19 protein-coding genes and 2 riboswitches are annotated in these 23,587 nt (G+C 52.9%); of the genes, 12 read left to right on the forward strand and 7 right to left on the reverse strand.

All coding sequences use genetic code 11. From position 1 onward, the window contains the following. Positions 1 to 38: 38 nt before the first annotated feature. On the reverse strand, positions 39 to 1,424 hold the full coding sequence (dcuC, locus tag T320_RS04830) for a C4-dicarboxylate transporter DcuC (RefSeq protein WP_037353520.1): 1,386 nt from the start codon (positions 1,422 to 1,424) through the stop codon (positions 39 to 41). 271 nt (positions 1,425 to 1,695) lie between these two features. On the opposite strand from dcuC, the gene T320_RS04835 reads away from it, so the two are divergent. Genes T320_RS04835 through nirJ2 form a run of 3 tightly spaced genes read left to right on the forward strand, consistent with a single transcriptional unit; the run spans position 1,696 to position 4,526 of the window. Beyond that, positions 1,696 to 2,304, forward strand: coding sequence for a TetR/AcrR family transcriptional regulator (locus T320_RS04835; protein WP_037353523.1), 609 nt, complete (start codon positions 1,696 to 1,698; stop codon positions 2,302 to 2,304). 29 nt (positions 2,305 to 2,333) lie between these two features. Continuing rightward, entirely contained in the window at positions 2,334 to 3,515 is a 1,182-nt protein-coding gene (gene nirJ1, locus T320_RS04840; RefSeq protein WP_037353525.1) for a putative heme d1 biosynthesis radical SAM protein NirJ1, read from the forward strand. 12 nt (positions 3,516 to 3,527) lie between these two features. After that, positions 3,528 to 4,526: a putative heme d1 biosynthesis radical SAM protein NirJ2 gene (gene nirJ2, locus T320_RS04845; protein ID WP_037353528.1), complete on the forward strand. Its 999-nt coding sequence runs from the start codon at positions 3,528 to 3,530 to the stop codon at positions 4,524 to 4,526. A gap of 535 nt (positions 4,527 to 5,061) precedes the next feature. Here the strand turns inward: nirJ2 and proC are convergent. After that, positions 5,062 to 5,844 (reverse strand): pyrroline-5-carboxylate reductase, encoded by a 783-nt coding sequence (gene proC / locus T320_RS04850; protein WP_037353531.1) that lies wholly within the window; start codon positions 5,842 to 5,844, stop codon positions 5,062 to 5,064. A gap of 180 nt (positions 5,845 to 6,024) precedes the next feature. Here proC and T320_RS04855 point away from each other — a divergent pair, with 180 nt between their 5' ends. The 5 genes from T320_RS04855 (at position 6,025) to T320_RS04875 (ending at position 11,882) form a co-directional block, all read left to right on the forward strand. Next, positions 6,025 to 7,371 carry an MATE family efflux transporter gene (locus T320_RS04855; RefSeq protein WP_037353534.1) on the forward strand — a complete coding sequence of 449 codons (1,347 nt, stop codon included), beginning with the start codon at positions 6,025 to 6,027 and terminating at the stop codon, positions 7,369 to 7,371. A gap of 90 nt (positions 7,372 to 7,461) precedes the next feature. Continuing rightward, positions 7,462 to 8,910 (forward strand): [FeFe] hydrogenase H-cluster radical SAM maturase HydG, encoded by a 1,449-nt coding sequence (gene hydG, locus T320_RS04860; RefSeq protein ID WP_037353535.1) that lies wholly within the window; start codon positions 7,462 to 7,464, stop codon positions 8,908 to 8,910. 69 nt (positions 8,911 to 8,979) lie between these two features. Beyond that, positions 8,980 to 9,083: riboswitch (TPP riboswitch) on the forward strand. Between the two features lie 55 nt (positions 9,084 to 9,138). Then, positions 9,139 to 10,452, forward strand: coding sequence for a phosphomethylpyrimidine synthase ThiC (gene thiC / locus T320_RS04865; RefSeq protein WP_037353537.1), 1,314 nt, complete (start codon positions 9,139 to 9,141; stop codon positions 10,450 to 10,452). Between the two features lie 126 nt (positions 10,453 to 10,578). Further along, positions 10,579 to 11,094, forward strand: a complete 516-nt coding sequence (locus tag T320_RS04870; RefSeq protein WP_037353539.1) for a nitroreductase family protein — start codon at positions 10,579 to 10,581, stop codon at positions 11,092 to 11,094. 104 nt (positions 11,095 to 11,198) lie between these two features. Continuing rightward, entirely contained in the window at positions 11,199 to 11,882 is a 684-nt protein-coding gene (locus T320_RS04875; RefSeq protein WP_037353541.1) for a hypothetical protein, read from the forward strand. A 64-nt stretch (positions 11,883 to 11,946) separates the two neighbouring features. On the opposite strand, the gene T320_RS13885 is transcribed toward T320_RS04875, so the two are convergent. The 3 genes from T320_RS13885 to T320_RS04890 are packed head-to-tail and all read right to left on the reverse strand — an operon-like array spanning position 11,947 to position 16,626. Continuing rightward, complete coding sequence (locus tag T320_RS13885) at positions 11,947 to 14,472, reverse strand: ATP-binding protein (RefSeq protein WP_051608597.1); 2,526 nt, start codon at positions 14,470 to 14,472, stop codon at positions 11,947 to 11,949. After that, positions 14,465 to 15,583 carry a BMP family ABC transporter substrate-binding protein gene (locus tag T320_RS04885; protein WP_051608598.1) on the reverse strand — a complete coding sequence of 373 codons (1,119 nt, stop codon included), beginning with the start codon at positions 15,581 to 15,583 and terminating at the stop codon, positions 14,465 to 14,467. The genes T320_RS13885 and T320_RS04885 overlap by 8 nt, the downstream gene beginning before the upstream one ends. Then, a complete protein-coding gene (locus T320_RS04890) occupies positions 15,580 to 16,626 on the reverse strand; it encodes an HD domain-containing phosphohydrolase (RefSeq protein ID WP_026759878.1) in 1,047 nt (348 codons plus the stop codon). The genes T320_RS04885 and T320_RS04890 overlap by 4 nt, the downstream gene beginning before the upstream one ends. Positions 16,627 to 16,764: 138 nt before the next feature. On the opposite strand from T320_RS04890, the gene T320_RS04895 reads away from it, so the two are divergent. After that, a complete protein-coding gene (locus tag T320_RS04895; protein WP_037353543.1) occupies positions 16,765 to 18,084 on the forward strand; it encodes a sensor histidine kinase in 1,320 nt (439 codons plus the stop codon). A gap of 76 nt (positions 18,085 to 18,160) precedes the next feature. Here the strand turns inward: T320_RS04895 and T320_RS04900 are convergent, their stop codons facing one another. Both T320_RS04900 and T320_RS04905 read right to left on the reverse strand, forming a co-directional pair. Further along, the gene (locus T320_RS04900; protein WP_026759880.1) at positions 18,161 to 18,550 is read right to left on the reverse strand and encodes a P-II family nitrogen regulator; all 390 of its coding nucleotides are present in this window, start codon (positions 18,548 to 18,550) and stop codon (positions 18,161 to 18,163) included. Further along, complete coding sequence (locus tag T320_RS04905; protein WP_037353545.1) at positions 18,547 to 19,857, reverse strand: ammonium transporter; 1,311 nt, start codon at positions 19,855 to 19,857, stop codon at positions 18,547 to 18,549. Before T320_RS04905 ends, T320_RS04900 begins: the two co-directional genes overlap by 4 nt. A 287-nt stretch (positions 19,858 to 20,144) precedes the next feature. Beyond that, positions 20,145 to 20,260: riboswitch (molybdenum cofactor riboswitch) on the forward strand. Positions 20,261 to 20,328: 68 nt separating this feature from the next. Between T320_RS04905 and T320_RS04910 the strand changes: the two genes are divergently transcribed. The 3 genes from T320_RS04910 to moaA are packed head-to-tail and all read left to right on the forward strand — an operon-like array spanning position 20,329 to position 23,587. Beyond that, positions 20,329 to 21,360, forward strand: coding sequence for a molybdopterin-binding protein (locus T320_RS04910; protein WP_037353547.1), 1,032 nt, complete (start codon positions 20,329 to 20,331; stop codon positions 21,358 to 21,360). 12 nt (positions 21,361 to 21,372) lie between these two features. After that, entirely contained in the window at positions 21,373 to 22,584 is a 1,212-nt protein-coding gene (locus T320_RS04915) for a molybdopterin molybdotransferase MoeA (protein WP_037353548.1), read from the forward strand. 13 nt (positions 22,585 to 22,597) lie between these two features. Continuing rightward, complete coding sequence (moaA, locus tag T320_RS04920; RefSeq protein WP_037353551.1) at positions 22,598 to 23,587, forward strand: GTP 3',8-cyclase MoaA; 990 nt, start codon at positions 22,598 to 22,600, stop codon at positions 23,585 to 23,587.

The following is a 23,587-nucleotide window of genomic DNA, read 5'->3' on the forward strand; positions in this document are numbered from 1 at the left end:
ATAAGTAATTGCTTATAGTCAGCCTGCTTTTTTTATGTTTAGAAGAACAATATCAGCGTCACCGCGATATTCACTACTGTAGCCACGGCTACCGGGATAAAGGTGCGCTTAGCCAAATCCATGGGGGAGAGGCCTGCGGCACCGGCCACGACAATCATGACGGCGGCGATTGGGGAGAGGGACCGTGCCAGGTTGGACACAAAGTTCATGGGCAGTACCAAAAGTACCGGAGCAATGCCGGACAGGGCGGCCACTTTCGGTGCCAAGGGCACGAAGGCGAAGAAGGTGGCGTTGCCGCTGCCGGTGATGAGGGTGGCGGCGATGATGATGGCAACGAAGACGAACATCATGCCGATACCGCCAAAGCCGGCGTTTTGGGCACTGGTAATCAGCGTGTCAATGGCACCGAGGGAGATAAGACCCTTGGAGAAGGTTTCGGCAGCGACGACGAGGGTTACGACCGTAGCCATCTGCAGGCCCATGCCGTTCCAGAATGCGCCGATATCCTTGCAGGCTTTGAGGCCGTTGCGATGGCGCAGGAATTCAATGAGCATGGTCAGGAAAATACTGATTAAGGTAGCCAGGTTGATGTCCATCTTAATGCCGGTATTTTCATTGAGGCCGAAGAACAGCACCAGAATCAGCGGCAGCATGGGGAGCAGGGCGTAGAAGGAAGGAACCGCAGGAGCTTCCTGTGCTTTTGCCTGTTCGGCTGTTACGGCAGCGGATACATCCTTGCCTGCCATTTCGTCTGGATTTTTGACATCAAGATGTTTCTGGACAAAGAAGTGACTGATGGCCAGCGCCGCTATGGTGCACAGACCGACAGGCACCTGATACTGCATAAAGTAGGGCACAATTTCCATGCCGATGAGTTCAGCGGCAAAGATGTTGTCGGCACCAGCGGGGCCCCAGCCGGGAGCGGAAGTGGTCGCGATAACGGCGCAGGCGGCGATGCGGCTGACGCCTAAACGCACCAATACCGGATACATGGTCACCATGAGCAAGAGGCCAAAGCCGGATGCAGAACTGATGAACATGGCGAGAAAGTTGCCGAGTACAGAAGTCAGAGCCAGTACCATATAGGGATGGCCGAGCTTTTTCAAGGGCTTGATAGCGATGCGCACTAACGCGGTGCTGGCGCCGATGCTGTCCATATACTTGGAAAAACCGCCAATCAGCATGATAATCATGCCGAGTTTGGCTGCGCGGCTGCTAAAAGCCAAACTGATGGACTGAATGATATCCAGCCAGGGTGAGCCAGTGGACTGCTTGGCCGGGAGAATTTCGCCCAGACCAAAGACGAGGGTCAGCACCATCATCACGATGCCGGCGGTAAAGAGTACTGGCTGCGCCGGGTACTTTTTGAGTACGAAGCGGGCAACCCAGGCCACCACCACGATGGCAATGAGAAGACCTAACATAATAAAACCTCCAAAGTTAGCAACGTTACAATCGTTTTGCTTGACTGTGTACGCTGTTGATATAATATTGTATTATCTAAACTTATCGCAAGATAATAATTAATAATACATAATTATCATACAATATGTTTAACCCTGTCGCAAGAGGGATTTTTGAGGATGTAGGATTGTACAAAAATATGAATCAAATTCATTTTTTCCTTCACACGCCAGACTTTTTTCGATATAATAGAAAACAGAATGAAATACATATGAACGGGGCGATGCGATTATGGAAGAAAAAATGGGCCGCCGGGAGCGGAAGAAAATGTTATCCCGGCAGGCGATACTGGATGCGGCCGTGGTGGTGTTCAGCAAGAAGGGCTTCCGTGAAGCATCCATTGCGGATATTATGAATGGTGCCGATTTGGGCACGGGGACATTTTACAATTACTTTCAGTCCAAGGAAGAATTGCTGGTGCATTTGCTCGGGCGTTTGGTGGCTGACGTAAATAAAGCCATTGAAGAATTGCGGAAAGATGGCCGGCCGGCCTGTGAACTTTTGTCGGTGGCTTGTATGCTGACGGCAAAATTTCTGGATGAGAACCGCTATGTACTGCCTTTGTTTTTAGCGGCGGCTGACCATTCGGGGCTGCCGGAGGACGCCGAGGAACGCAAAAAAGTGCCCACGCCGGGCTTTAAGCCGCTGTATGAGCGGATTTTGCGCGAGGGGCAGGAAGCAGGCGAGGTGCGTGATGATGTGCCTGCTGAACTCATCACAGAGATGTTCCATTCCATTTATCAGGCCACGGCGTTCAGCAAACTCTCGATTTCCTTTCAGGAAAACGTGGCAATGAAAATGCGGCTGCTTTTGGATGGGATTAAGAAGCAGACGAAATAATGTGTATTGTGTTTTAGGAGAAGGATTAGATGATTAGTGTAACGAAACTGTTGTTCGCGCGGGAATATTATGGGGATAATCTGCGCTATACGAAAAATGCCCACACGATGCGAAATGGGGCGGCCGAAGGTATGGGGCCGGTGGTGGTCTGGAACTCCACGAAAACCTGCAATCTCAAGTGCATGCACTGCTATATGCAGTCGGATGCGCAGAAATACAAAGACGAACTGACGACGGAAGAAGCCAAAAAGTTTATTGACGATTTGGCTGATTTTCATGTGCCTGTACTGCTGTTCTCCGGCGGGGAGCCGCTGATTCGTCCGGACTTCTTTGAACTGGCGGAATACGCGCAGAAAAAGGGCGTAAGACCGACCCTTTCGACAAATGGCACCCTGATTACGCGCGAAGTTGCCCAGCGTATCAAGGATATCGGCGTGGGCTATGTGGGCATTTCCTTGGACGGACTCAAGGACGTCAACGATAAGTTCCGTGGCGTGGAAGGCGCTTATGAAAAGGCCATGCAGGGCATTGAAAACTGCGTGGCTGTTGGCCAGCGTGTGGGCCTGCGCTTTACCATCAACCACCATAATATTGAGGAACTCGATAACATCTTCGATTTTATCGAGGAAAAGGGCATTAACCGCGTATGCTTCTATCATCTCGTGTACTCCGGCCGCGGGGAAAAGATGGTCAATCAGGATGTAACGCCGGAGCAGTCCCGCAAGGCGATGGACACGATTATCCGCCGTACTCGCGATTTTGAGGAACGGGGCCTCGAAAAGGAAATCCTCACGGTGGACAATCATTGTGATGGCGTCTATATGTATCTGAAAGCGCTGGCCGAAGGCCGCGATGAGACGGCAGAGCAGATTAAGAAGTACATTTCCATGAACGGCGGCAACCGCTCCGGCATTGCCTTTGGCGAGGTTGACCCGCTAGGATATGTGCACCCGGACCAGTTCACCCAGCACCATACCTTTGGCAATGTGCGGGAAAGAAAGTTCGGCGATATTTGGACAGATGTTTCGGCAAGTCCGATTCTGGCCGGCTTAAAGGATAGAAAGCCGCTGCTAAAAGGCCGCTGCGCCAAATGCAAGTTCCTCGACAACTGCAACGGCAACTTCCGTACGCGTGCCGAAGCGGTGACAGGGGATTTCTGGGAATCTGACCCTTCCTGTTATCTGACCGATGAAGAAATCGGCCTTAAGTGAGGTGGGCGCAAAATGAAAATTGTATCCTGGAATACGACCAATAATTGCAATATGTACTGCGCCCATTGCTACCGCGATGCAGGCTGCAAGGCGGAGGATGAACTCTCCACGGAAGAAGCCAAAAAACTTCTGCGGGAAATTGCCAAAGCCGGTTTCAAAATCATGATTTTCTCCGGTGGCGAGCCATTGACGCGCCCGGATATTGTGGAACTCGTGAAGTATGCGTCTGATTTGGGGCTGTTTCCCGTGTTCGGTACCAATGGCACGCTGATTACGCTCGAAATGGCCAAGGCCTTGAAAGAGGCCGGGGCTAGAGGCATGGGCATTTCGCTGGATTCGCTGGACAAGGAAAAGCACGACAAATTCCGCGCCTTCCCCGGTGGCTGGGACGGTGCAGTACAGGGCATGAAAAACTGCCGCGAAGTGGGCCTGCCCTTCCAGATTCATACGACGGTGATGGATTGGAATCAGCAGGAACTCGAAGCCATGACGGATTTTGCCGTGGAAATCGGCGCTAAGGCCCACCATTTCTTCTTTTTGGTGCCGACCGGCAGAGCCGCAACGATTGAGGAAGAATCCCTGCGGGCGGAGCAGTATGAAGATGTGCTGACCCGCATTATGAAGAAACAGCAGGAAGTAGATATTGAATTAAAGCCGACCTGCGCACCGCAGTTCCTGCGCATTGCTGACCAGCTGGGGATTAAGACGCGATTCCACCGCGGCTGTCTGGCAGGGCTTAGCTATTGCATCATCAGCCCGCGGGGCAAGGTACAGCCCTGCGCTTACCTCAATATGGAATTGGGTGATGTGCATGATACGCCCTTTGATGAAATCTGGAATAACAGCGAAGTGCTGAAGAAACTGCGTACACTCGAATATAGCGGCGGGTGCGGCAGCTGCAACTATAAGGGCGTCTGTGGCGGGTGCCGGGCTAGAGCGGCTTATTACCATGGCGGGGACTATATGGCGGAGGAGCCTTGGTGTCTCTATCATGGCAGACGCGGGGAGTGATTACCACCGTGGGTTCGTGGTAGTCGGGCGGGACCGTCAGGCTTGCCACGACTTCGCTTTGCTCTCTCGCTAAAATCATTTTTTGCCTTTTATATAACGGGAAACGTCTAAACTCACTGCGTTCAAACAAAGACGTTTCCCGTTATTTTTAGTGGTATGGGCAAAAAATGATTTCTTAACGCGATAGAGCAAACGCTTCGCTGCGGCAAGCCTGACGGCCCCGCCCTGAGTTACTTGCGCATCGGTTCCCTGGCGCCGGTTGACATCGGCGTTGTCAAATAGCAGGTACTAAGGCGGAGCGGCCGGGAACTGGCCACAGCGAAGCGTATGGCCGCTGGCGTAAAGAAAATCATTTTTGCCCACCACAAAAAGAAACGCCAAGCACTTTTGTTTGAACGCAGTGAGTTTAAGTGCTTGGCGTTTTATCCTAGGCAAAAATGATTTTTAGCCAGCGGTCTTAGCGTAGTCGGGGCCAGTTTCCGGCCGCTCCGCCGTCTTCTCTGATGATTTGTAGCCTTTAAGCTACCAGGCGCGGTTACTTATTCATAATCGCATCCACGGACTTAATGCATGCATTGCGCAATCCGTATTCTTCAAGTGCCGTAACCCCGCGAATGGTAGTTCCCGCCGGGCTGCATACATTATCTTTGAGCACGCCCGGATGGATGCCAGTCGCGAGCTGAAGTTTTGCCGAGCCCAGCACCATTTGGGAAATCAGCTTATAGGCATCTTCGCGTTTTAAGCCATATTTTACTGCCGCATCGCCATAAGCCTCGATAAAGAGGTCGACAAAGGCCGGGCCGCAGCCGGTGACTGTGCCGCCAATGCCCATGAGGTGACTGGGGAGTTCCTGCACCAAACCCACGGCGGCAAAGAGTTTCTTGGTTTCGGCGTGTTCCTCTGCTGTAAGGGTATTGCGCTCCTCAAAGAGCAGTACCCCTTCACCAACCATTGCCGGGGTATTGGGCATGATGAACTGCAGGCGGACACCTGCAGGCAGGACGCTCTCATAGCGGGCAAAGTCCCAGCCGGCGGCGATGGAGATTAGGGCTTTGCCCTTTAATTTATCGCCAAGTTCTGCCAGGACGCTCTCAATCTGGTAGGGCTTGCAGGCCATTACCAATGTATCGCAGGCATCGGCTAGTTCCTGCACGGTCTTAACTGCCGTAAAGCCGATAGCGGCGGCATTTTTAGCCAGTTTTTCCTGATTGGGGGCAAAGGCGTAGACTTTTTCCTTGGCAATGGCGCCGGCGCTAATAAAACCTGCGGCCAGTGCCTGCGCCATATTGCCCATGCCGATAAATCCGAGTTTTTCCATCATGTACCTCCTGTAATATATAAAGATGTTTTTTCGACAATCACTGCTCTTATTGTAACATAAAATACAGGCCTCCAAAGTCCCGGCAAGAAAAATTTTTAGCGGGGGTTGTTTATTTTAGATTGTGCGTTATAATAAGTAAACCGTTTGCTTTTTGGCGATTAGTTTGAGGTGAATAGAATGTTAAACACAGGGGACATGGATATGCTTCATGGCTCTTTTTGGGATAAGCTGATTATTTTTGCGATTCCCCTGGCCCTTACCGGTGTTCTGCAGCAGCTCTTCAATGCGGCTGATGTGGCCGTTTTGGGGCAGTTTGTGGGTAAGAATGCCATGGCGGCCGTGGGCAATAATATTTCTGTTATCGGGATATTGGTCAATCTTTTTATGGGGCTTTCGTTAGGCTCGAATGTGGTGATTGCCCGCTTTATCGGGGCGAAGAAGCCGGAAAAAGTTGGCACAGCTGTGCAGACGTCTTTTGCTTTAGCCGTGGCGACAGGTTTTGCCCTGCTGTTGTTTGGTGAGCTGATGGCCACGCCGATTATCAACTGGTTGGATGTGCCGGCCGAAGTTGAGGAAATGGCGGAAACCTACTTGCGGGTGTATCTGCTCGGCCTGCCTTTTATCGGCATGTATAACTTTGAAGCGGCTATCCTGCGTGCCCGCGGGGATACGCGTACGCCGCTCTTGGCTCTGGCTGTGGCCAGTGTGGTCAATATCGCACTGGACTTGCTCTTTGTCCTTTGGGGCTGGGGCGTTATGGGTGTGGCGCTCGCTACGGTTGTCGCGACCGGCGTCAGCGCCTTTATTCTGTTCTGGTTCCTGACCCATTCGCAGGACATTTTGCGCCTGCATTTTGACGGCTTTGCCTTGGACGGTCGCCTGCTGCGGGATATTGTGGCCATTGGCCTGCCTGCGGGCATTCAAGGCATGGTCTTTTCATTCTCGAATATCTTGATTCAGGCGGCGGTGAACAGTTTGGGGCCGGATGCCATGGCGGCATCGGCGGCGGCTTTTGCCATTGAGGTCAATGTTTACTGCGTGCTCAATGCCTTTGCCCAGGCAACCACGACTTTTGTGAGCCAGAACTATGGTGCGGGCAATCTGCCACGCTGCTTCCAGATTACCAAGGTGGGGCTGGGGCTGGATATTGCCTTTACCGTGGCGATGGGCGTTATCGTGATTGGCTTTGCGCGGGAGTTCCTGTCCTTGTTCAATGCGGATGAAATGGTAGTGGAGTTAGGCATTATCCGCTTCTGGTACATCGTAGCGCCGCAGTTTCTGCAGGTTTTTATCGATGTGCTGTCCGGCGCACTGCGCGGCTATGGCTTTTCGCTCCCGCCGGCAGTGCTCGCGCTCGTGGGTATTTGCGGCGTGCGCATTACCTGGCTGTATACGCTGTTCCCTGCTAGCCCCGATTACGCCACATTGATGGCCTGCTATCCCGTGAGCTGGTTGATTACCGGTATCTTTATCGGGATACTTTACCGCTATTGCCGTGGGCATATTAAGTTAATTCGCGTGTAAATAAGATAAATTTGGAAAAATAATCATCATAATATGGGGATTGTGCTATACTAATTAGTGGAGAGCTATTCTGAAAGGAAGATGACCACTATGTATGAGTACAATCCCCGTTCTTTACGTGCAGAAGAATTTATTAATGATGCAGAAATCCGTGAGACTCTTGCCTATGCGGAAGCGAACAAGGACAATTTTGCCCTGATTGATGAGATACTGGAAAAAGCCCGGCCGGTTAAGACGGGCACAGGTTATATCTGTAAGGGCTTGACCCACCGGGAGGCCTCTGTATTGCTGGCCTGTGAAAATCCGGAGAAGATTGCCCGCATGTATGAAATCGCCGAGGAAATTAAGCAGGCGTTTTACGGCAACCGGATTGTGCTCTTTGCACCGCTCTATCTGTCCAATTACTGTGTCAACGGCTGTGTCTACTGTCCCTATCATGGACAGAACAAGCATATTCCCCGCAAGAAACTCACGCAGGAGGAAGTGAAGGCGGAGGTTATCGCCCTGCAGGATATGGGCCATAAGCGGCTGGCCATCGAGGCCGGGGAAGACCCGGTGAACAACCCGTTGGACTATATTCTGGACTGCATTCATACCATCTACAGCATCAAGCATAAAAACGGCGCCATCCGCCGGGTCAATGTGAATATTGCCGCCACCACTGTGGAAAATTACCGCAAGCTCAAAGAGGCAGGTATTGGCACCTATATTCTCTTTCAGGAAACCTACAATAAGGAAAGCTATGAGCGGCTGCATCCCACGGGGCCCAAGCATGATTATGCCTGGCATACGGAAGCCATGGACAGGGCCATGGAGGGGGGCATTGACGATGTAGGCTTAGGGGTGCTCTTCGGGCTGGAAGGCTATAAGTATGAATTTGCCGGTCTTTTGATGCACGCCGAACACCTCGAGGCGGTGCATGGTGTCGGTCCGCATACCATTTCCGTGCCGCGTGTGAAAAAAGCCGACGATATCGACCCCGATGCCTTTGACAATTCCATCAGCGATGAAATCTTCACGAAAATCGCCGCATGTATTCGGTTAGCTGTACCGTATACCGGCATGATTATCTCCACCCGCGAATCTGAGCAGGTGCGGGAGCGCATGCTGCAGGTGGGTATCAGTCAGGTCAGCGGTGCGAGCCGTACGAGCGTGGGCGGTTATACGGAAAAGGAACGGCCGACGGATACGGAACAGTTTAATGTGTCCGACCAGCGTACTCTTGATGAGGTTATCAAGTGGCTGATGGAGACGGGCCATATTCCTTCCTTCTGCACGGCCTGCTATCGGGAAGGGCGCACGGGGGACCGCTTTATGAGCCTTTGCAAGAGCGGGCAGATTGTCAACTGCTGCACGCCTAACGCCCTGATGACGCTGACGGAATATCTTACAGACTATGCCAGCGAGGAAACGCGGGAATTAGGCTATCGGCTCATTGATGAGGAGTTAAAGAAGATTCCCAAGGAAAAAGTCCGGCAGATTGCCGCAGAGCATATCGAAGCCATCAAACATTCGGATAAGCGGGATTTCCGCTTCTGAGGAAGCTCTTGTATTTGCTGGGCAAACCTGCTAGAATGAACAATAGGTTTCCCTCGTGGGACAAAAACAAATAAATAGAACGGGAGCTCGCAGACGGGCTGAGAGGAAGTTGCGCACTTCGACCGCACCTGATTTGGATAATGCCAACGTAGGGAAGATTTTTATAGACCGGGAAGGACTTTATTCAAAGTCCTTCCCTTTTTTGTGTTTTGGAGGAGGCAATAACAGATGAGCAGAATTTACACAACGCAGATGGATGCAGCACGTCAAGGAATCATCACGAGGGAAATGGAAATCGTGGCGGCCAAGGAAAAGATGGCGGCAGAAGATTTGCGGGCGCTGGTGGCTGAAGGCAAGGTGGCTATTTGTGCCAATAAGAACCATAAGGCACTGAATCCCGAAGGTGTGGGCAGTATGCTAAGGACGAAAATCAATGTGAATCTGGGCGTATCCCGGGATTGCAAGGATTACGATTTGGAAATGCAGAAGGTCATGAGTGCCGTGGATTTGGGGGCTGAATCCATTATGGATTTATCCAGTCATGGAAATACGCAGCCTTTTCGCCGCAAGCTGGTGGCCGAGTGCCCGGCCATGATTGGCACAGTGCCCATCTACGATAGTGTCATACATTATCAGCGGGACTTGGCAGAACTTACGGCGCAGGATTTTCTCGATGTCATACGTCTGCACGCTGAGGATGGCGTGGACTTTGTGACTCTGCACTGCGGCATTACGCGGGATACAGTGCGGCAGATTCGGAATCAGTCGCGCAAGATGAATATCGTCAGTCGCGGCGGCAGTCTGGTTTTTGCCTGGATGAGCATGACCGGGGAGGAAAATCCCTTTTATGAATACTTTGATGAGATATTGGACATCTGCGCGGAGTATGATGTGACGATATCGTTAGGCGATGCCTGCCGTCCAGGCTGTCTGGCCGATGCCACGGATAACTGTCAGATTGACGAACTCTCCCGTCTCGGGGAACTTGTGGAGCGGGCCTGGAAGCGCAATGTGCAGGTGATGGTGGAAGGCCCGGGGCATGTGCCGCTCAATCAGATTGCTGCCAATATGGAAATTCAAAAGACGCTATGCCATGGTGCGCCGTTCTATGTGCTGGGGCCATTGGTTACCGATATTGCGCCGGGCTATGACCATATCACGGCCGCCATTGGCGGGGCAGTAGCCGCCATGCATGGCGCCGCGTTCCTCTGTTATGTGACGCCAGCAGAACATTTGGCTTTGCCTAATCTTGACGATGTGCGGCAGGGAATTATCGCCAGCAAGATTGCCGCGCATGCTGCTGATATTGCCAAAGGATTGCCAGGGGCACGGGAAGCGGATGATAAGATGGCGGCGGCCCGCCGGGTGCTGGATTGGGAAGCGCAGTTTGCCTGTGCACTGGATGCGGAAACGGCGCAACGAATCCGCCAGAGCCGTATGCCGGAGGACGGCCATAGCGAAACCTGCAGCATGTGCGGCAAGTTCTGCGCCGTGCGCAGTATGAACAAGGCCTTGAATCACGAATATATCGATATTCTTTGATGTGTGCGTGCTTTTTAATATCGCAAATTATAATTGCGGGAAACTGTAACTGCGGCAGGATTTTTTTGCTTGGTTCGCGAAATAATGCTTGTTGATATTGTTTACGACTGCAAGGAGGTTATACGAATGGATTTTATTGAACTGGCCAAAATGCGTTATTCCTGTAAAAAATTCCAGCCGGATAAAGAAGTGGAACAGGAAAAACTCGACCGGGTTCTGTTGGCGGGCCAGCTGGCTCCTACGGCCAAGAACAGCCAGCCGCAGCATGTCTATGTATTGAAATCCGAGACGGCGTTGAAACTCGTGGATGAATTGACGCCCTGCCGTTATGGTGCGCCAGTGGTTTTGGCTGTGGCCTACAACAAGACGCAGTGCTTTACCTATCCCGGTGATAAGTATGACTCCGGCGCTGAAGATGCCACCATTGTGGCCACGCATATGATGTTGGCGGCCGCAGATGCGGGGCTCGACAGCTGCTGGCTGAATTTATTTGACCCGGACAAGGCGGCAGAAGCCTTGGAACTGCCGGCAGATGAAACGGTTGTCATGCTTTTGGATGTGGGCTATGGAGCAGAAGGTGTACGGCCCCTGCCGAACCATGAAAAGACGAAACCCATGGAAGAGTTGGTCTCTTATCGTTAATCTTCATTTTGTTTTCATAGTCAATCATCATATTTTCATTTAACTTTGTTATACTTCATATTGTTCGAAGGTTAGCTTTTAGCAAGACTGGAGGAAACAAGATAATGAATCAGATGAAGAAGATTAGCAAGAACATTACCAGCAACATTATGAAGAATATGCGTCTGCAATATGTCCGCACCTCGCTCGCCAAAATCACCGCTGTGATGGTGGTGACCATGACGGTGCTGGCCCAGAGCTTGATTGCCGAAGCGCAGGAGGCTGAGCCTGACATTACGCGGGATATGCGGGCGCTGGAGCAGAATGGAGTTTACCTTACCGGACTGACGCATCGCATCAAGGCTGAGGACAGCCTGATGCAGAAGATTTTGTCCGATGCCGTGAAGGATAACGTGAACTTGGGGCAGGCCGCTGACGGTATCAGTGATGTACTGCGCTATACCCTCGTAATAAAGGACGAGGATTACAGTCATCGGGTGCCCGAAGCCATGAAAAAACTCACCGCCAGCGGCTATGAGGTGGTGAAGTTCAATAATGCCTGGGGCGGCAAGTTCTATCAGGGTATCAATGTGCAGCTCATCAGCCCTTCGGGCGTCAAAACGGAATTGCAGTTCCATACGCCTAAGTCCTACGCCATTAAACAGGCCTCCCATGGCGTTTACGAAATCCGCCGCAATCCCGAAGCCACGCCGGAAGAAGTGGCCGAAGCAACGGTGAAGAGTATCGCCTACAACAGGCAGGTGAAGATGCCGCCGGGGGCCAAGGAGATTGTCTGGGAAAACATTTAAGAACGTATAGCATAAAAAGGTGCTGTGTCGAAATGGAAAATCATTTCGTCACAGCACCTTTTGGCTATTGCGGATTTGCTGCTTCCGCAGTTTTGCGGTAGAGCGCCATGATATCTGCGTGGTGTTGCTGGAGGTAGTCCAGAGCCTGTTGCTTTTGGCTGGGCGTTGCGTCTTCTGCCAAATAGTCCTTGGCGGCCTGTTCCTGCTCCTTGGCCTTTTGATTGAGACTACGGCAGCCGATGGTCAGTGCGGTGGACTTCAGCGCATGGATATTGATGCGGTAGTCATTCCAGTTGCCCGTGGCAAAATCTTCGTCCAGCCGTGCAATCTTGCCGATGGACTGTTTGCTGAACATGCCCAGTATGTTGTGGTAGATGGCCTCCATATTGTTGCAGTATTTCATGCCCAGTTCGCGGTCAATAAGCGGCGAGGGCGGTGTGTCTGCTGCCGTGGCTGGAGGTTTCTCTGTGGCAGGGGCGGGTGCAGGCGCTGCCATCGGCGGCAGGGAAGCCGGAGCCGGTTTTATCAGTTCTGCTGGCAGATAGCGGTGCAGCATGGCGGTGAGCTCATCACCGGTCATGGGTTTGCTGAGGTAGTTGTCAAAGCCTTCGCCGAGAAATTTTTCTCGGGAACCCGAAAGGGCGGTGGCTGTCAGAGCGATAAAGCGGGTGCTGCTGATGCCCTGCAGCTGCTTGGCCTTGTGCAGGGTTTCCACCCCGTCCATGCCGGGCATCATGTAGTCCAGCAGAACCACATGGAAACTTTGTTTCTGTAGGGTTTCCAAGGCTTCGGCACCACTATGGGCAATGGTGGTCTGCATCTGCGTTTCCTTGAGCAGACTGCTGGCCACAAAGCAGTTCATATCGTTATCGTCCACGATGAGCACACGGGCATCGGGGGCGATAAAGCTGGCCTGATGGCTGAGGTTTGTATCGAGGTCAGGCTGGGCATTGAGATTGAAAACACCAATCGGGTCAAAGGAATGGACTTTCTGAGGCAGTTCGATGGTAAAGGTGCTGCCTTCACCATAGGTGCTGTCCACCTGAATGGTGCCCTCCATCATGTTCAGCAGGCGATGGGTGATAGCCAGTCCCAGACCGGTGCCCTCAATCTGGCAGTTGCGCTTGATGTCGAGGCGCTCAAAGACATGGAAAAGGCGCGCTCTATCTTCCTCGCGAATGCCGATGCCGGTATCGGTGACGGCAGCCCGCAGGCGCAGGGTGCTTGCACTGCGCTGGCCGCTGATGTCCAGTGTGACGGAGCCTGATGGTGTGTACTTGATGGCGTTGTTCAGCAGGTTGATGAGAATCTGGCGCAGGCGCCCCGCATCACCATAGAGGCCGTTGGGCAGATAGGGGTCAACGTGAATCTTGAAGGCCAGATTTTTGGCCTGAGCCCGCACGCCTACCAGAGTGCCGACCTCCCGCAGCACCTGGGCCAGCTGATAATCTGTGGGTACGATTTCCATATGCCCGGATTCGATTTTCGAGAAGTCAAGAATTTCGTTGATGATGGTCAAAAGAGCCGCTGTGGCAGATTTGATATTGCTGGCGTACTTTCGGACTTCCGCAGGCAGCTCCTGCCGCAGAATCATTTCATTCATGCCACTGATGGCGTTGATGGGGGTACGGATTTCGTGGCTCATATTGGCCAGAAACTGGCTTTTGGCCTGATTGGCGGCATCGGCAGCCTGGCGCGCCTCGCGCAGTTCCTCCGTCTCGGCCACGCTGGTCTGGGCCATGAGCAGATAAATGCTCAGGCAGGCGAAGAGAATCAGCATAAAGGAAAAGAGGAAGAACACCCGCTGATAGATGCTCGTAATCTGACCGGCCACTGCTGACCAGGGCATATAGCCAATCAGGGAGAAATCGGTCTGGGGCAGGTCAGCACCAAAGACGAAGAATTTTCCTTCGGCTCCTTCGGTATAGACGGCGGCAGCTTTGCTGCGCTGCAGGCGGCGGTGAACCTCCTTCATGCCCTCCTGAATCGTGTCGTCGGCCCAGAATTTGGTATCATCCGTGGTGTAGTTTTCGTAGGGTACGGCCAAGGTGCCATCGCGGTATTGGATGATGACATGGGTAAAGGCATCATAATCGGAAAGGGCAAACAGCTGGGGCAGCATCTCCGGCGGATAGACCTGATAGAGAACATAGCGGACATTGTCGCCATAAAAGACCGGCGTGGCCAGCAGGATGCCAATGTCGGGATTGTAGTCAATGATGGTGTTGCCATGGAAGGCCAGCTGCAGGCGGGGAAAGGAATCCCTGGACAGGAATCTGCCCATGGTATGATGCTGGAAGTCGATAAGTCCTGCCTGCCCCTGGGGATTTTGTTGGACAAGCATCTGCAGGACAGCCTCTTTGTCCTGTTCGTGCGTAGACAGATGGTTGGCAGCTGTCTGCAATGGCGTCAGAAAACGGAGGAAGCGTTCCCCAGCCAGCATGGAAAGGTCTTCGGTCTGGCGGGACACGGAATGTTCAGCGGCATTGTTGAGCATAACTACAATTCGCTGCTGTATGAAAATTCCTGCGAGGAAAATCAAAAAGAGCGTCATAAAAATGGTCAGCAGCATTTTTTTGCGATTATTCAAGAATCTCCACCCCCTTCACCAGCCAGTCCATGTGCTGCAGCAGACGGTCATCCCGGATGGATTCATCCGGACGGCAGCGCAGGTTGCCCTGACGGTCGTAGATTTCACCGGCAAAGACGAAGCGCCCGCCCAGCATCGTTTTCTTTATCTGGTCAAGCCGTGCTTTTTGTTCGTCGGTGACAGCGGGGGAGAAGTCGCAAAGTTCCACAAAGCCAGCTTCCATGCCCACCCATTGCTTATCCATGTAGTTTAGTTCGCCCTTGAGATAGCGGCGGATGATGTCCTCGTAGTAGCGGTCCCAGTTGCAGACCACGGATGTCAGGGCATGGCTGGAGCGCCAGCTGTGCTTGCCTAAATCTTCGTAATAACCAATGTAATCGATGCCGAGTTCTTCGGCCACATCAGCGGCTGCGGGTTCGTCCTGATGGTAGGTGAGGATATCAGCACCGGCGTCCGTAATCAGGCGGCGCGCTTCTTGTGCTTCTTTTTCCTCGTCCTGCCAACTGCCTGTCCACATGACGACGACCCGGGCGGCAGGATTTGTCTGCTGCACACCCAGGGTGAACGCGTTGATGCCGCGGTTGACTTCAGAGTTTTCCATGGCGGCCACGTAGCCAATCACATTGCTCTTGGTGCGCATGCCGGCCAGTGCACCAGCCAGATAACGGCCCTGATACATGCGCACGAAATAGGAGGTCATATTGCGGGCATGACATTCAGCGGAGTTGGTGCCAAAGGCAATCTGAGGATATTCACGGACGAGTTTTTTGGCTTCCTGGGAGTAGGAGTAGCTGGCCAGGAAAATCATGCCGGCCCCCTCGCTAGCGAGTTCATGAACGGCCTGGGTGCAGGCGCCATCACCGATAATGCGTTCCTTGGTGATGAGGCCTATGCCCATAGCAGCACAGGCCTTGCGGATGCCGCGGTACTGAGGTGCATTCCAGCCTTCTTCGTCAATGCCACCCAGCAGGACAATGCCGGCTTTGGGCTGGGGCTGGTCGAAGGTGCTGCTGGAAAAAATCCAACAGGCGGCAGCCAATACGATTAAGATAAAACTGACAATGAGCCGGGTAGCCCATTGGGATAAACTGTGATGCAGCCAGAAATTCATACCGTTCCCTCCCGAAGCTGATAGTCGCTGTCCTCATCAATCATCTGCAGCATGATATCGGTAAAATAGGGATCAAGCTGCTTTCCACGGGCTTTGAGCATTTCCTGACGGACTTCTGCCTGGGGCAGCCCGTCCCGGTAGCTGCGCTTGGAGGTCATGGCGTCGTAGACATCAGCCACAGCAATGATGCGTACCTTTTCCAGTATGGCCGTGCCAGAAAGACCGTCAGGGTAGCCGGTGCCATCATAGCGTTCGTGATGATGGCGGGAGGCGCATAAAAGTTCTGGCATTTCTTTCACATGGGCGAGAATATCGCCGCCAATAATGGTGTGCTGCTGCATGGCGGCGTATTCCTCGTCGGTCAGCCGGCCTTTTTTGTTGATGAGGCTGGAGGGGATACCAATCTTACCGATATCATGGAGCCGGGCCATATAGTAAACGGCGTTTTGGTATGCTTCTGATTTGCCTGCCCGACGGGCAATTTCCCGGGCGTAATCCGCTACGCGGCGGGAATGGCCGTTGGTGTACTTGTCTTTGGCATCGATGGTGTCTGCCAGAGTTTCTACCATCTGCCGGAAGAGGCGCCGGGTAGAGGCCAGCTGTTCCTTGGCGATGGCGGTCTGTTGGTCGATTTCCTGCTGCATGTGGTGCTGCAGGGACTTGAGCTCCAGGGTGCGCTCGATGCGGCGCAGGATAAGAGTGGGAATGAAGGGTTTATGGACGAAGTCAAAGGCCCCGGCCTGAATGCCCTGCACCTCGGTTTCCTGGTCCGAGTCCCCCGTAAGTATGATGACGGGAATGTCCTTGGTGGCCTCATTTGCTTGCAGGGCCGCCAGTACCTCAAAACCATTCATTTCCGGCATATTGATATCCAGGAGTATGAGGTCTACAGATTGGTTGGGAAGCTGGGCCAGGGCTTCAGGTCCGCTGGACACTGCGGTGAAGTCGTAATTGACGCTGAGGATAGCTTCCAGCGTCATCTGATTGATGATATCGTCATCTACAGCCATTATGCTGCGGCGTTTTTTCGGTAGAAAATCCATAGTGAGGTTTCCCCCTTTGTCGAATAAATTAGTGAAAATTTAATCTAATTATAATTTTAGCAAAAAGGTAGCGAGAAATCTATACTTAGGTTAAAATATAAATGCAGGGAATTGCAGCTCGGAAGGCGAGGGATGAGAATGGAGTATTTTTTGGCGTTAATGATGGTGCTTCTGCAGTTTTCCGGTGTCTGGCTTCGCTATCTGCCTTTTGCGAAAACAGTTACCGTTGTTCAGCGGCGCAAATTGGTGCAGCTGGCAGTAAGCTGGGGCATTTTGGCGTTTGCTATCTATGCAGCCATTATGAGCATGGACGACGGAGAAGTTCTGCGCTTCAAGCTGCTGGTAGCTTTCGGCTGGGTGCCGTTCTTCCTGATTTCTTATTACTGCATTCCGCGGGACTTTGTGCAGCATTTGTACGTGCTCGGCATGCAGAGCCTGTTTGCGGTACTCCTGCATACCATCAGCGGTTTTGTCGTGGGGGCGGTACTCTCGGCTGATTATGGTGAACGCATGCATATGCTGGCCATAATCAGTTGTTATCTCGTGCTATTTACGCTGCTGATTCCATTGGAACGCCGTTGGTTTAGCACATTGGTACTGGCGCAGCGATTTTTCCAATTCCGTCATCTGGGCCTCTACATTGCTCTGATGCCGCTGATGGTTCTGTTCGCCTATGCCCTGCCCTGGCTGGATGGGCAGCTTTATCACAGCGTGCCTGAGCGGGTCGGGCGGCTGGCCCTGCCGATATTTTTCTTCCTGATTTTCCGGCTGGTGTTCAAAGCGGCCCATCAGATGTCTGAGCATATGACGGAAATCGGCCGCAACAATATGCTGGCCCAGCAGCTTTATTCCTTGAGAGAGTACACGCGCCTGACGGAGGAACGTCGTCAGACCTTGCGGGTTCTGCGTCACGATATGCTTCATTATACCCGCTTGCTCAGTGCACTGCTGGACAGTGGGCGTATCCGTGAAGCAAAGGAATTGGTGGAAAAGCAGGCGGCGGAGCTTGAACGCACGACGATTCGGGAATTTTGTGTCAATGACCTCATCAATGCGACGCTGTCGATTTATCATTATCATCTGGGCAATCTGGAAATCCCGTTGCAGCAGAAAATCAGTCTGCCCAAGGAGATGGCCGGCATGGATACGGATATGGCCATTGTGCTGTCGAATTTGTTGGAAAATGCCCTGCATGCCAGCATGAAACAGCCGGTCATGAATCGTGAGATTAAGGTGTTGGCTCAATATGAGGGAGGACGGTTTGTTCTGTCGGTGGCTAATCGTTTCGAGGAACCGCTGCTCTTTGACCGTGACGGACTGCCCTATAACGAAGAGCCAGGACATGGTACGGGAATGATAGCGCTGCGGACCTTTATCCGCAAGTACAAGGCGCAATGCAATTTTTGCCAGCAGGATGGCTGGGTTACGGTGACACTTAATTGGCATGGGGAAGATTAGTCCGGAGAAGGCAAGAAGAGAGGCGCTATCATGGTAGCGCCTCTCTTCTTGTTGGTCTTATGTATGAGCACAGGCTTTAAGCACTGATGCTTCCGGTTGTTTCTCCGGGAATATCCCGGATGGCATCATCACCGTGCTGACCGGTGCGGATGCGGACGGCGTCCTTGAGCTCGGTGACGAAAATCTTGCCGTCACCGAACTGGCCGGTGCGCAGTACCCGCTCGCAGGTGTCGAGCACCTTGTCCACGGGAATTTCGGAAACCACGGTTTCCACTTTGATTTTGGGCACTAACTTTACGTCGTATTTTTTCCCGCGGTAAACTTCCTGATGACCTTTGGACAGGCCACAGCCGAAAACCTGACTTACGGTGATGCCCATGACCCCGATTTTGTTCAGGGCGCGGAGCAAGTCATCGAGTTTGGTGGAACGGGTGATGATTTCGATTTTTGTCAGCATGGCAATCATCCTTTCTCCATATTCATCTGCATTACCGTGTTGGCCAGCATTTCGCTGGAAGTCTCAAAGGAACCGAGGAGCGGGCTGGAGGTCAGCACGCCGCGGGTGTAACCGCGCTCGCCATGTTCGATGATATCGAGGCCCGTAAGTTCCTCCGCTTCGTCAGCGCGGGTTTCCATAAAGGCATGGACCAGCTGATAGAGCACGAAGGAACCGGCAACGGCCAAAGCGTAAGCCACTACGATGGAGATGAGCTGAGCGACGAACAGATGGGTGTCACCGTAGAAGAGGCCGTTGGCACCATCGGGGTTGACTTCCGTGGTGGCCCAGAGGCCGGTAGCGATAGCACCCCAGGTGCCGCCGATGCCATGAACGCCGAAGGCATCAAGAGAGTCATCATAACCAAGTTTTTCCTTGAGGACAGCTACGGCGAAGTAGCAGACCACGCCGCCGATGAGACCGATGATTACCGCAGGCATGGGAGCCACGAAGCCGGCAGCCGGAGTGATGGCTACAAGGCCGGCGATGGAGCCGGAGACGGCACCCAGAATGGTGGGCTTGCCATTGTGTTTCCATTCAACCAGCACCCAGGAAACAGCGGCAGCAGCTGCTGCTGCCTGGCTGGTGATGAAGGCGTTGGCGGCCAGAGCGTTGGCGCCAAGGGCGCTGCCAGCGTTAAAACCGAACCAGCCGAACCAGAGGAGAGTTGCACCAAGAACCGTCATGGGAAGATTATGAGGGAGCATAGCCGTGTGCTGATAGCCGTGACGTTTGCCCAACAGCAGGCAGATGGTCAGGCCGGACACACCGGAGAGAATATGGATAACGAGGCCGCCGGCAAAGTCCAGGGCACCCAGCTCAGCCAGGAAGCCACCGCCCCATACCCAATGAGCCATGGGGTTATAGATGAAGATAGCCCAGAGGAGGATAAAGACGGTAAAAGCAGCAAATTTCATGCGTTCGGCAAAAGCTCCGGTGATAAGAGCCGGAGTCAGTGCGGCAAACATGCACTGGAAGGCTACGAAGGCCAGTTCTGGGATGGTGCTGCCTTCCAAAACCTGCAGGCCAACACCAGCCAGCCCTAGTTTATCCAGGCTGCCGATAAAGCCGTTGACATCCGGGCCAAAGGCCATGGTGTAACCTACGACGATAAACTCAACGGAAATAAGGGCCAGAACAAAGAAACTCTGCATAATGGTGGTCAAAACGTTTTTGCTCCGCACCATGCCGCCGTAGAAGAAAGCAAGGCCGGGAGTCATTATGAAGACCAGGGCGGCACTGATGAGCACCCAGGCCGTATCGCCAGTATCAATCATCACAATCATCCTTTCCATGGTAATACATCAATAAGTCCCGCAAACAGGAAAAGCGCCCATAGCGCAGAAATCTTGCACTACGGACGCCTTTGTCCCCAAACGCAATGAACGCAAAAATCCCCAAGCGTCCGGTACCTGACACTTGGGGACATCGTTGTCCTGTTTGCTTATGAGGTCATTATAAAATGGAAAATTTGACATGTCAAGGTGTAAAGTTATGTATACAAGAATGTAACAAAAATCACAAGCACAATTTCATAAAATAGTGTATAATATCCAATAAGAGCAAACAAATAAAACTCCGAGCAAAAATATCTAAGGCCTGCGGCTATGATATTGCGCCGGGGCCCTGCGGGAAACGGCAGGACCTTCCATTTTGAAAAGGGGTATCCATTTTAGTATCTGGCATCAGGCGAGGACTATCCTTTTCGTATGGAGAGGATAGTCTTTTTTGATGGGAGAGCGTATACGATGAAGGAAATGCGTACCGAGGATGCGGTGGGGCAGATTCTCTGCCATGATTTGACTCAGATTATCAAGGGCGTAACCAAGGACGCCCGGTTCCGCAAGGGCCATGTGATAAAAGAAGAGGATGTGCCGGTGCTGCTGTCCATGGGCAAGGACCATATCTTTGTCTGGGAAAATGACGAAACCATGCTGCATGAAAATGATGCGGCGGAAATTCTGCGGCAGCTTTGTCAGAACGAATATATGACAGCTTCTGACCCCAAAGAGGGCAAGATTGAACTTACGGCTCTGGTGGATGGCGTCTTTCAGGTGGATGAATCAAGATTTGATGAGGTCAATGAGCTGGATGATGTGACTATCGCCACGCTGCCCCAGAATATGCCGGTGAAAGCTGGGCAGAAGCTGGCGGGCATGCGGGTGATTCCGCTGGTCATCAAGAAGGATAAAATGGAGCAGGTTAAGAAAGTAGCAGGCAGTGAGCCGCTTTTGCGCCTGCGCCCTTACCGGCAAAATCTCAAAGTCGGTGTGGTCACCACCGGCACGGAAGTTTTCTTGGGACGCATTGAAGATACCTTTACGCCGGTGATTGCGAGCAAATTAAAAGCCTTTGGTCTGACCATCAATGAGCATCGTCTGTCAGATGATGTGGCAGAGCACACGCAGAAACATATCGAAGACCTCATTGACTTGGGCATGGACATGGTTATCTGCACCGGCGGCATGAGCGTTGACCCGGACGACCGCACGCCTGCTGCCATTCGGGATGCGGGCGCGGAGATTGTGACCTATGGAGCACCGACTTTGCCCGGCGCCATGTTCCTGTTGGGCTATGTACAAAAGAATGGCCGCGAGATTCCCGTTATGGGATTGCCGGGCTGTGTCATGTACGCAGGCCGCACGATTTTTGATTTGATTCTGCCCCGCGTGATTACCGGGGAAAAAATAACGCGCAGGGAAATCCGCCATTTCGGCATTGGGGGACTTTGCATGAACTGCAAGGTCTGCCATTATCCCGTCTGCGGATTCCAGCATTAAGGGGGAATAAAGATGCAGGATTTATCGTTGGAAAAAGCCGTGGCATTACTGAAAGAGCATTGCCATAGGGTATCGGCGGTGGCAGAAGTGCCTTTGCTGCAGGCGTTGGGACGGATTCTGGCAGAGGATTATGAGGCTGGCTTTGACAATCCGCCGTTTGACCGTTCCCCGTTGGATGGCTATACCTTTGCGGCGGAGAGCACGGCAGGGCATAGCGCGGATAATCCCGAGGTCTTTAAGATTATCGGCGAGGAATGTGCCGGAGATTTCTTTGACAAGGCGGTGCCAGAAGGTTCCGCCCTGCGCATTATGACCGGCGGGGCTATTCCAAAGGGCTGTAACTGCGTGGTGCGGCAGGAGGATGTGACCGCTGCGGGGGATAAACTCACCGTACCGTTCAGCATTGCGCCATATACCAACTACTGCTATGCCGGGGAAGACATCCGCAAGGGCACGAAGCTGGCGAAAAAGGGCACAAAACTGACGGCGGCCCATATTGGCGTATTGGCAAGTATGGGCTTTGCCACGGTGAAGGTGCTGGGGAATGTGCGCATTGCCATTGCCAGTACCGGTGACGAACTCTTGCAGCCCGGTCAGCCCCTCGCACCCGGCAAGATTTATAACAGCAATTTGTATCTATTGGCCAGTCGTCTGCAGGAACTGGGCTTTTCCCCGGAGATTGTGGGTATTCTGCCGGATGATGTGGAGGAGGCGGCCAAGGTTATCGCCGGGTACAAGGACAGAGTGGATGTGTTCCTGACCACTGGCGGCGTTTCCGTGGGCAAAAAGGATATTATGCACGGCGTGGTGGAAAAGGTAGGCCAGCGTTTGTTCTGGCGTGTGTCCATGAAGCCCGGCGGGCCGGCGCTTGCTTATACCATGGGCGATACGTTGGGCATTGCCCTGTCGGGAAATCCCTTTGCGGCTTATGCCACCTTTGAACTCATTGCGGTGCCGGTGCTTTCCAAAATCAGCGGCAATGAAAAGATTTTGCCGGAACGCGCCCAAGCGGTGCTCACGGATGAATTCCCCAAGGCAAGCAAGGGGCGGCGCTTTATCCGTGCTTATTACGAAAACGGCAAGGTGCGTCTGCCGGAACAACACGCGTCTGGGAGCCTCTTTTCCGTGGTGGGTTGCAATGCCTTTGTGGACATTCCCGCCGGTACGGGGAAACTGGCCAAGGAGACGGAAGTGGACATCGTCCGCTTGTATCGCGTGAAATAAAGGATTGGATTTTATGCAAGACCAATACGAGAGAAAAATTGAATACGTGCGCATTTCGCTGACCGACCGCTGCAATCTGCGTTGCCGCTACTGTATGCCGGAAGAGGGCGTGAGCAAGATGCGGCACGAGGATATTCTGACCTTTGCGGAAATCCTGCGCATTGTGCGGGGGCTTTCCGCATTGGGCGTAAAAAAGGTGCGCCTGACCGGCGGGGAGCCTTTGGTGCGGCGCAATATCACGGAGCTGATTCATGATATCCGGCAGGTGCCCGGCATTGAACAGGTGGTGCTGACCACCAACGGCGTGCTGCTGCCGGAACTGGGACAAGACTTGATAAAGGCAGGACTTACCGGGCTGAATATCAGTTTGGATACTTTGAATCCGGACACCTTTGTAGAGATTACCCGCCGTCCCCTTTTTGCGCGGGTGCAGGCTGGCTTGGAAAAGGTAATGTCTTTGGGACTCACGAATATCAAGTTTAACTGCGTGCCCATCTATGAAGTCAATGATGCGGAAATTCCCGCATTGGCGGCACTGGCGCGGGATTATCCTGTGAAGGTGCGCTTTATTGAGCTCATGCCCATTGGCTGTGCTTACGAAGTCGGTTATCGCGGCGTGCCTATGGATGAGGTGCAGGAGCGGCTGGAAAAAGCCTATGGGCCTTTGCACCCTGTGGGGAAGAAGGTTGACCGTCTGCAGGGGCCTGCGGAATACTATAAGGTCGCAGGCTTTGCCGGGCAGGTGGGCTTTATCGATGCCATGGAGCATAAGTTCTGCAGCAGCTGCAATCGGGTGCGGCTCACCGCCGAGGGCTTTTTGAAGCTCTGCCTGAACCAGAAAAATGGGTTGGACTTGCGGCAACTCCTTCGAAGCGGCATCAGTGATGAGAACTTGAAGCTGGCTTTGCGGCAGGCCATCTACCGCAAACCAGCAGAACATTTATTTACGGATCATTTCAATACCGCGCGGGACAGCCGCGCCATGTATCAAGTGGGAGGCTAA

Source organism: Selenomonas sp. FC4001 (genome assembly GCF_000701565.1).
GTDB classification, from domain to species: Bacteria; Bacillota; Negativicutes; order Selenomonadales; family Selenomonadaceae; genus Selenomonas_A; species Selenomonas_A ruminantium_B.

Excerpts from the sequence above, each read along its gene's own strand:
- dcuC (WP_037353520.1), bottom strand. The coding sequence starts at position 1,424 with ATGTTAGGTCTTCTCATTGCCATCGTGGTGGTGGCCTGGGTTGCCCGC.
- T320_RS04835 (WP_037353523.1), top strand. The coding sequence starts at position 1,696 with ATGGAAGAAAAAATGGGCCGCCGGGAGCGGAAGAAAATGTTATCCCGG.
- nirJ1 (WP_037353525.1), top strand. The coding sequence starts at position 2,334 with ATGATTAGTGTAACGAAACTGTTGTTCGCGCGGGAATATTATGGGGAT.
- nirJ2 (WP_037353528.1), top strand. The coding sequence starts at position 3,528 with ATGAAAATTGTATCCTGGAATACGACCAATAATTGCAATATGTACTGC.
- proC (WP_037353531.1), bottom strand. The coding sequence starts at position 5,844 with ATGGAAAAACTCGGATTTATCGGCATGGGCAATATGGCGCAGGCACTG.
- T320_RS04855 (WP_037353534.1), top strand. The coding sequence starts at position 6,025 with ATGTTAAACACAGGGGACATGGATATGCTTCATGGCTCTTTTTGGGAT.
- hydG (WP_037353535.1), top strand. The coding sequence starts at position 7,462 with ATGTATGAGTACAATCCCCGTTCTTTACGTGCAGAAGAATTTATTAAT.
- thiC (WP_037353537.1), top strand. The coding sequence starts at position 9,139 with ATGAGCAGAATTTACACAACGCAGATGGATGCAGCACGTCAAGGAATC.
- T320_RS04870 (WP_037353539.1), top strand. The coding sequence starts at position 10,579 with ATGGATTTTATTGAACTGGCCAAAATGCGTTATTCCTGTAAAAAATTC.
- T320_RS04875 (WP_037353541.1), top strand. The coding sequence starts at position 11,199 with ATGAATCAGATGAAGAAGATTAGCAAGAACATTACCAGCAACATTATG.
- T320_RS04885 (WP_051608598.1), bottom strand. The coding sequence starts at position 15,583 with ATGAATTTCTGGCTGCATCACAGTTTATCCCAATGGGCTACCCGGCTC.
- T320_RS04890 (WP_026759878.1), bottom strand. The coding sequence starts at position 16,626 with ATGGATTTTCTACCGAAAAAACGCCGCAGCATAATGGCTGTAGATGAC.
- T320_RS04895 (WP_037353543.1), top strand. The coding sequence starts at position 16,765 with ATGGAGTATTTTTTGGCGTTAATGATGGTGCTTCTGCAGTTTTCCGGT.
- T320_RS04900 (WP_026759880.1), bottom strand. The coding sequence starts at position 18,550 with ATGATTGCCATGCTGACAAAAATCGAAATCATCACCCGTTCCACCAAA.
- T320_RS04905 (WP_037353545.1), bottom strand. The coding sequence starts at position 19,857 with ATGATTGATACTGGCGATACGGCCTGGGTGCTCATCAGTGCCGCCCTG.
- T320_RS04910 (WP_037353547.1), top strand. The coding sequence starts at position 20,329 with ATGAAGGAAATGCGTACCGAGGATGCGGTGGGGCAGATTCTCTGCCAT.
- T320_RS04915 (WP_037353548.1), top strand. The coding sequence starts at position 21,373 with ATGCAGGATTTATCGTTGGAAAAAGCCGTGGCATTACTGAAAGAGCAT.
- moaA (WP_037353551.1), top strand. The coding sequence starts at position 22,598 with ATGCAAGACCAATACGAGAGAAAAATTGAATACGTGCGCATTTCGCTG.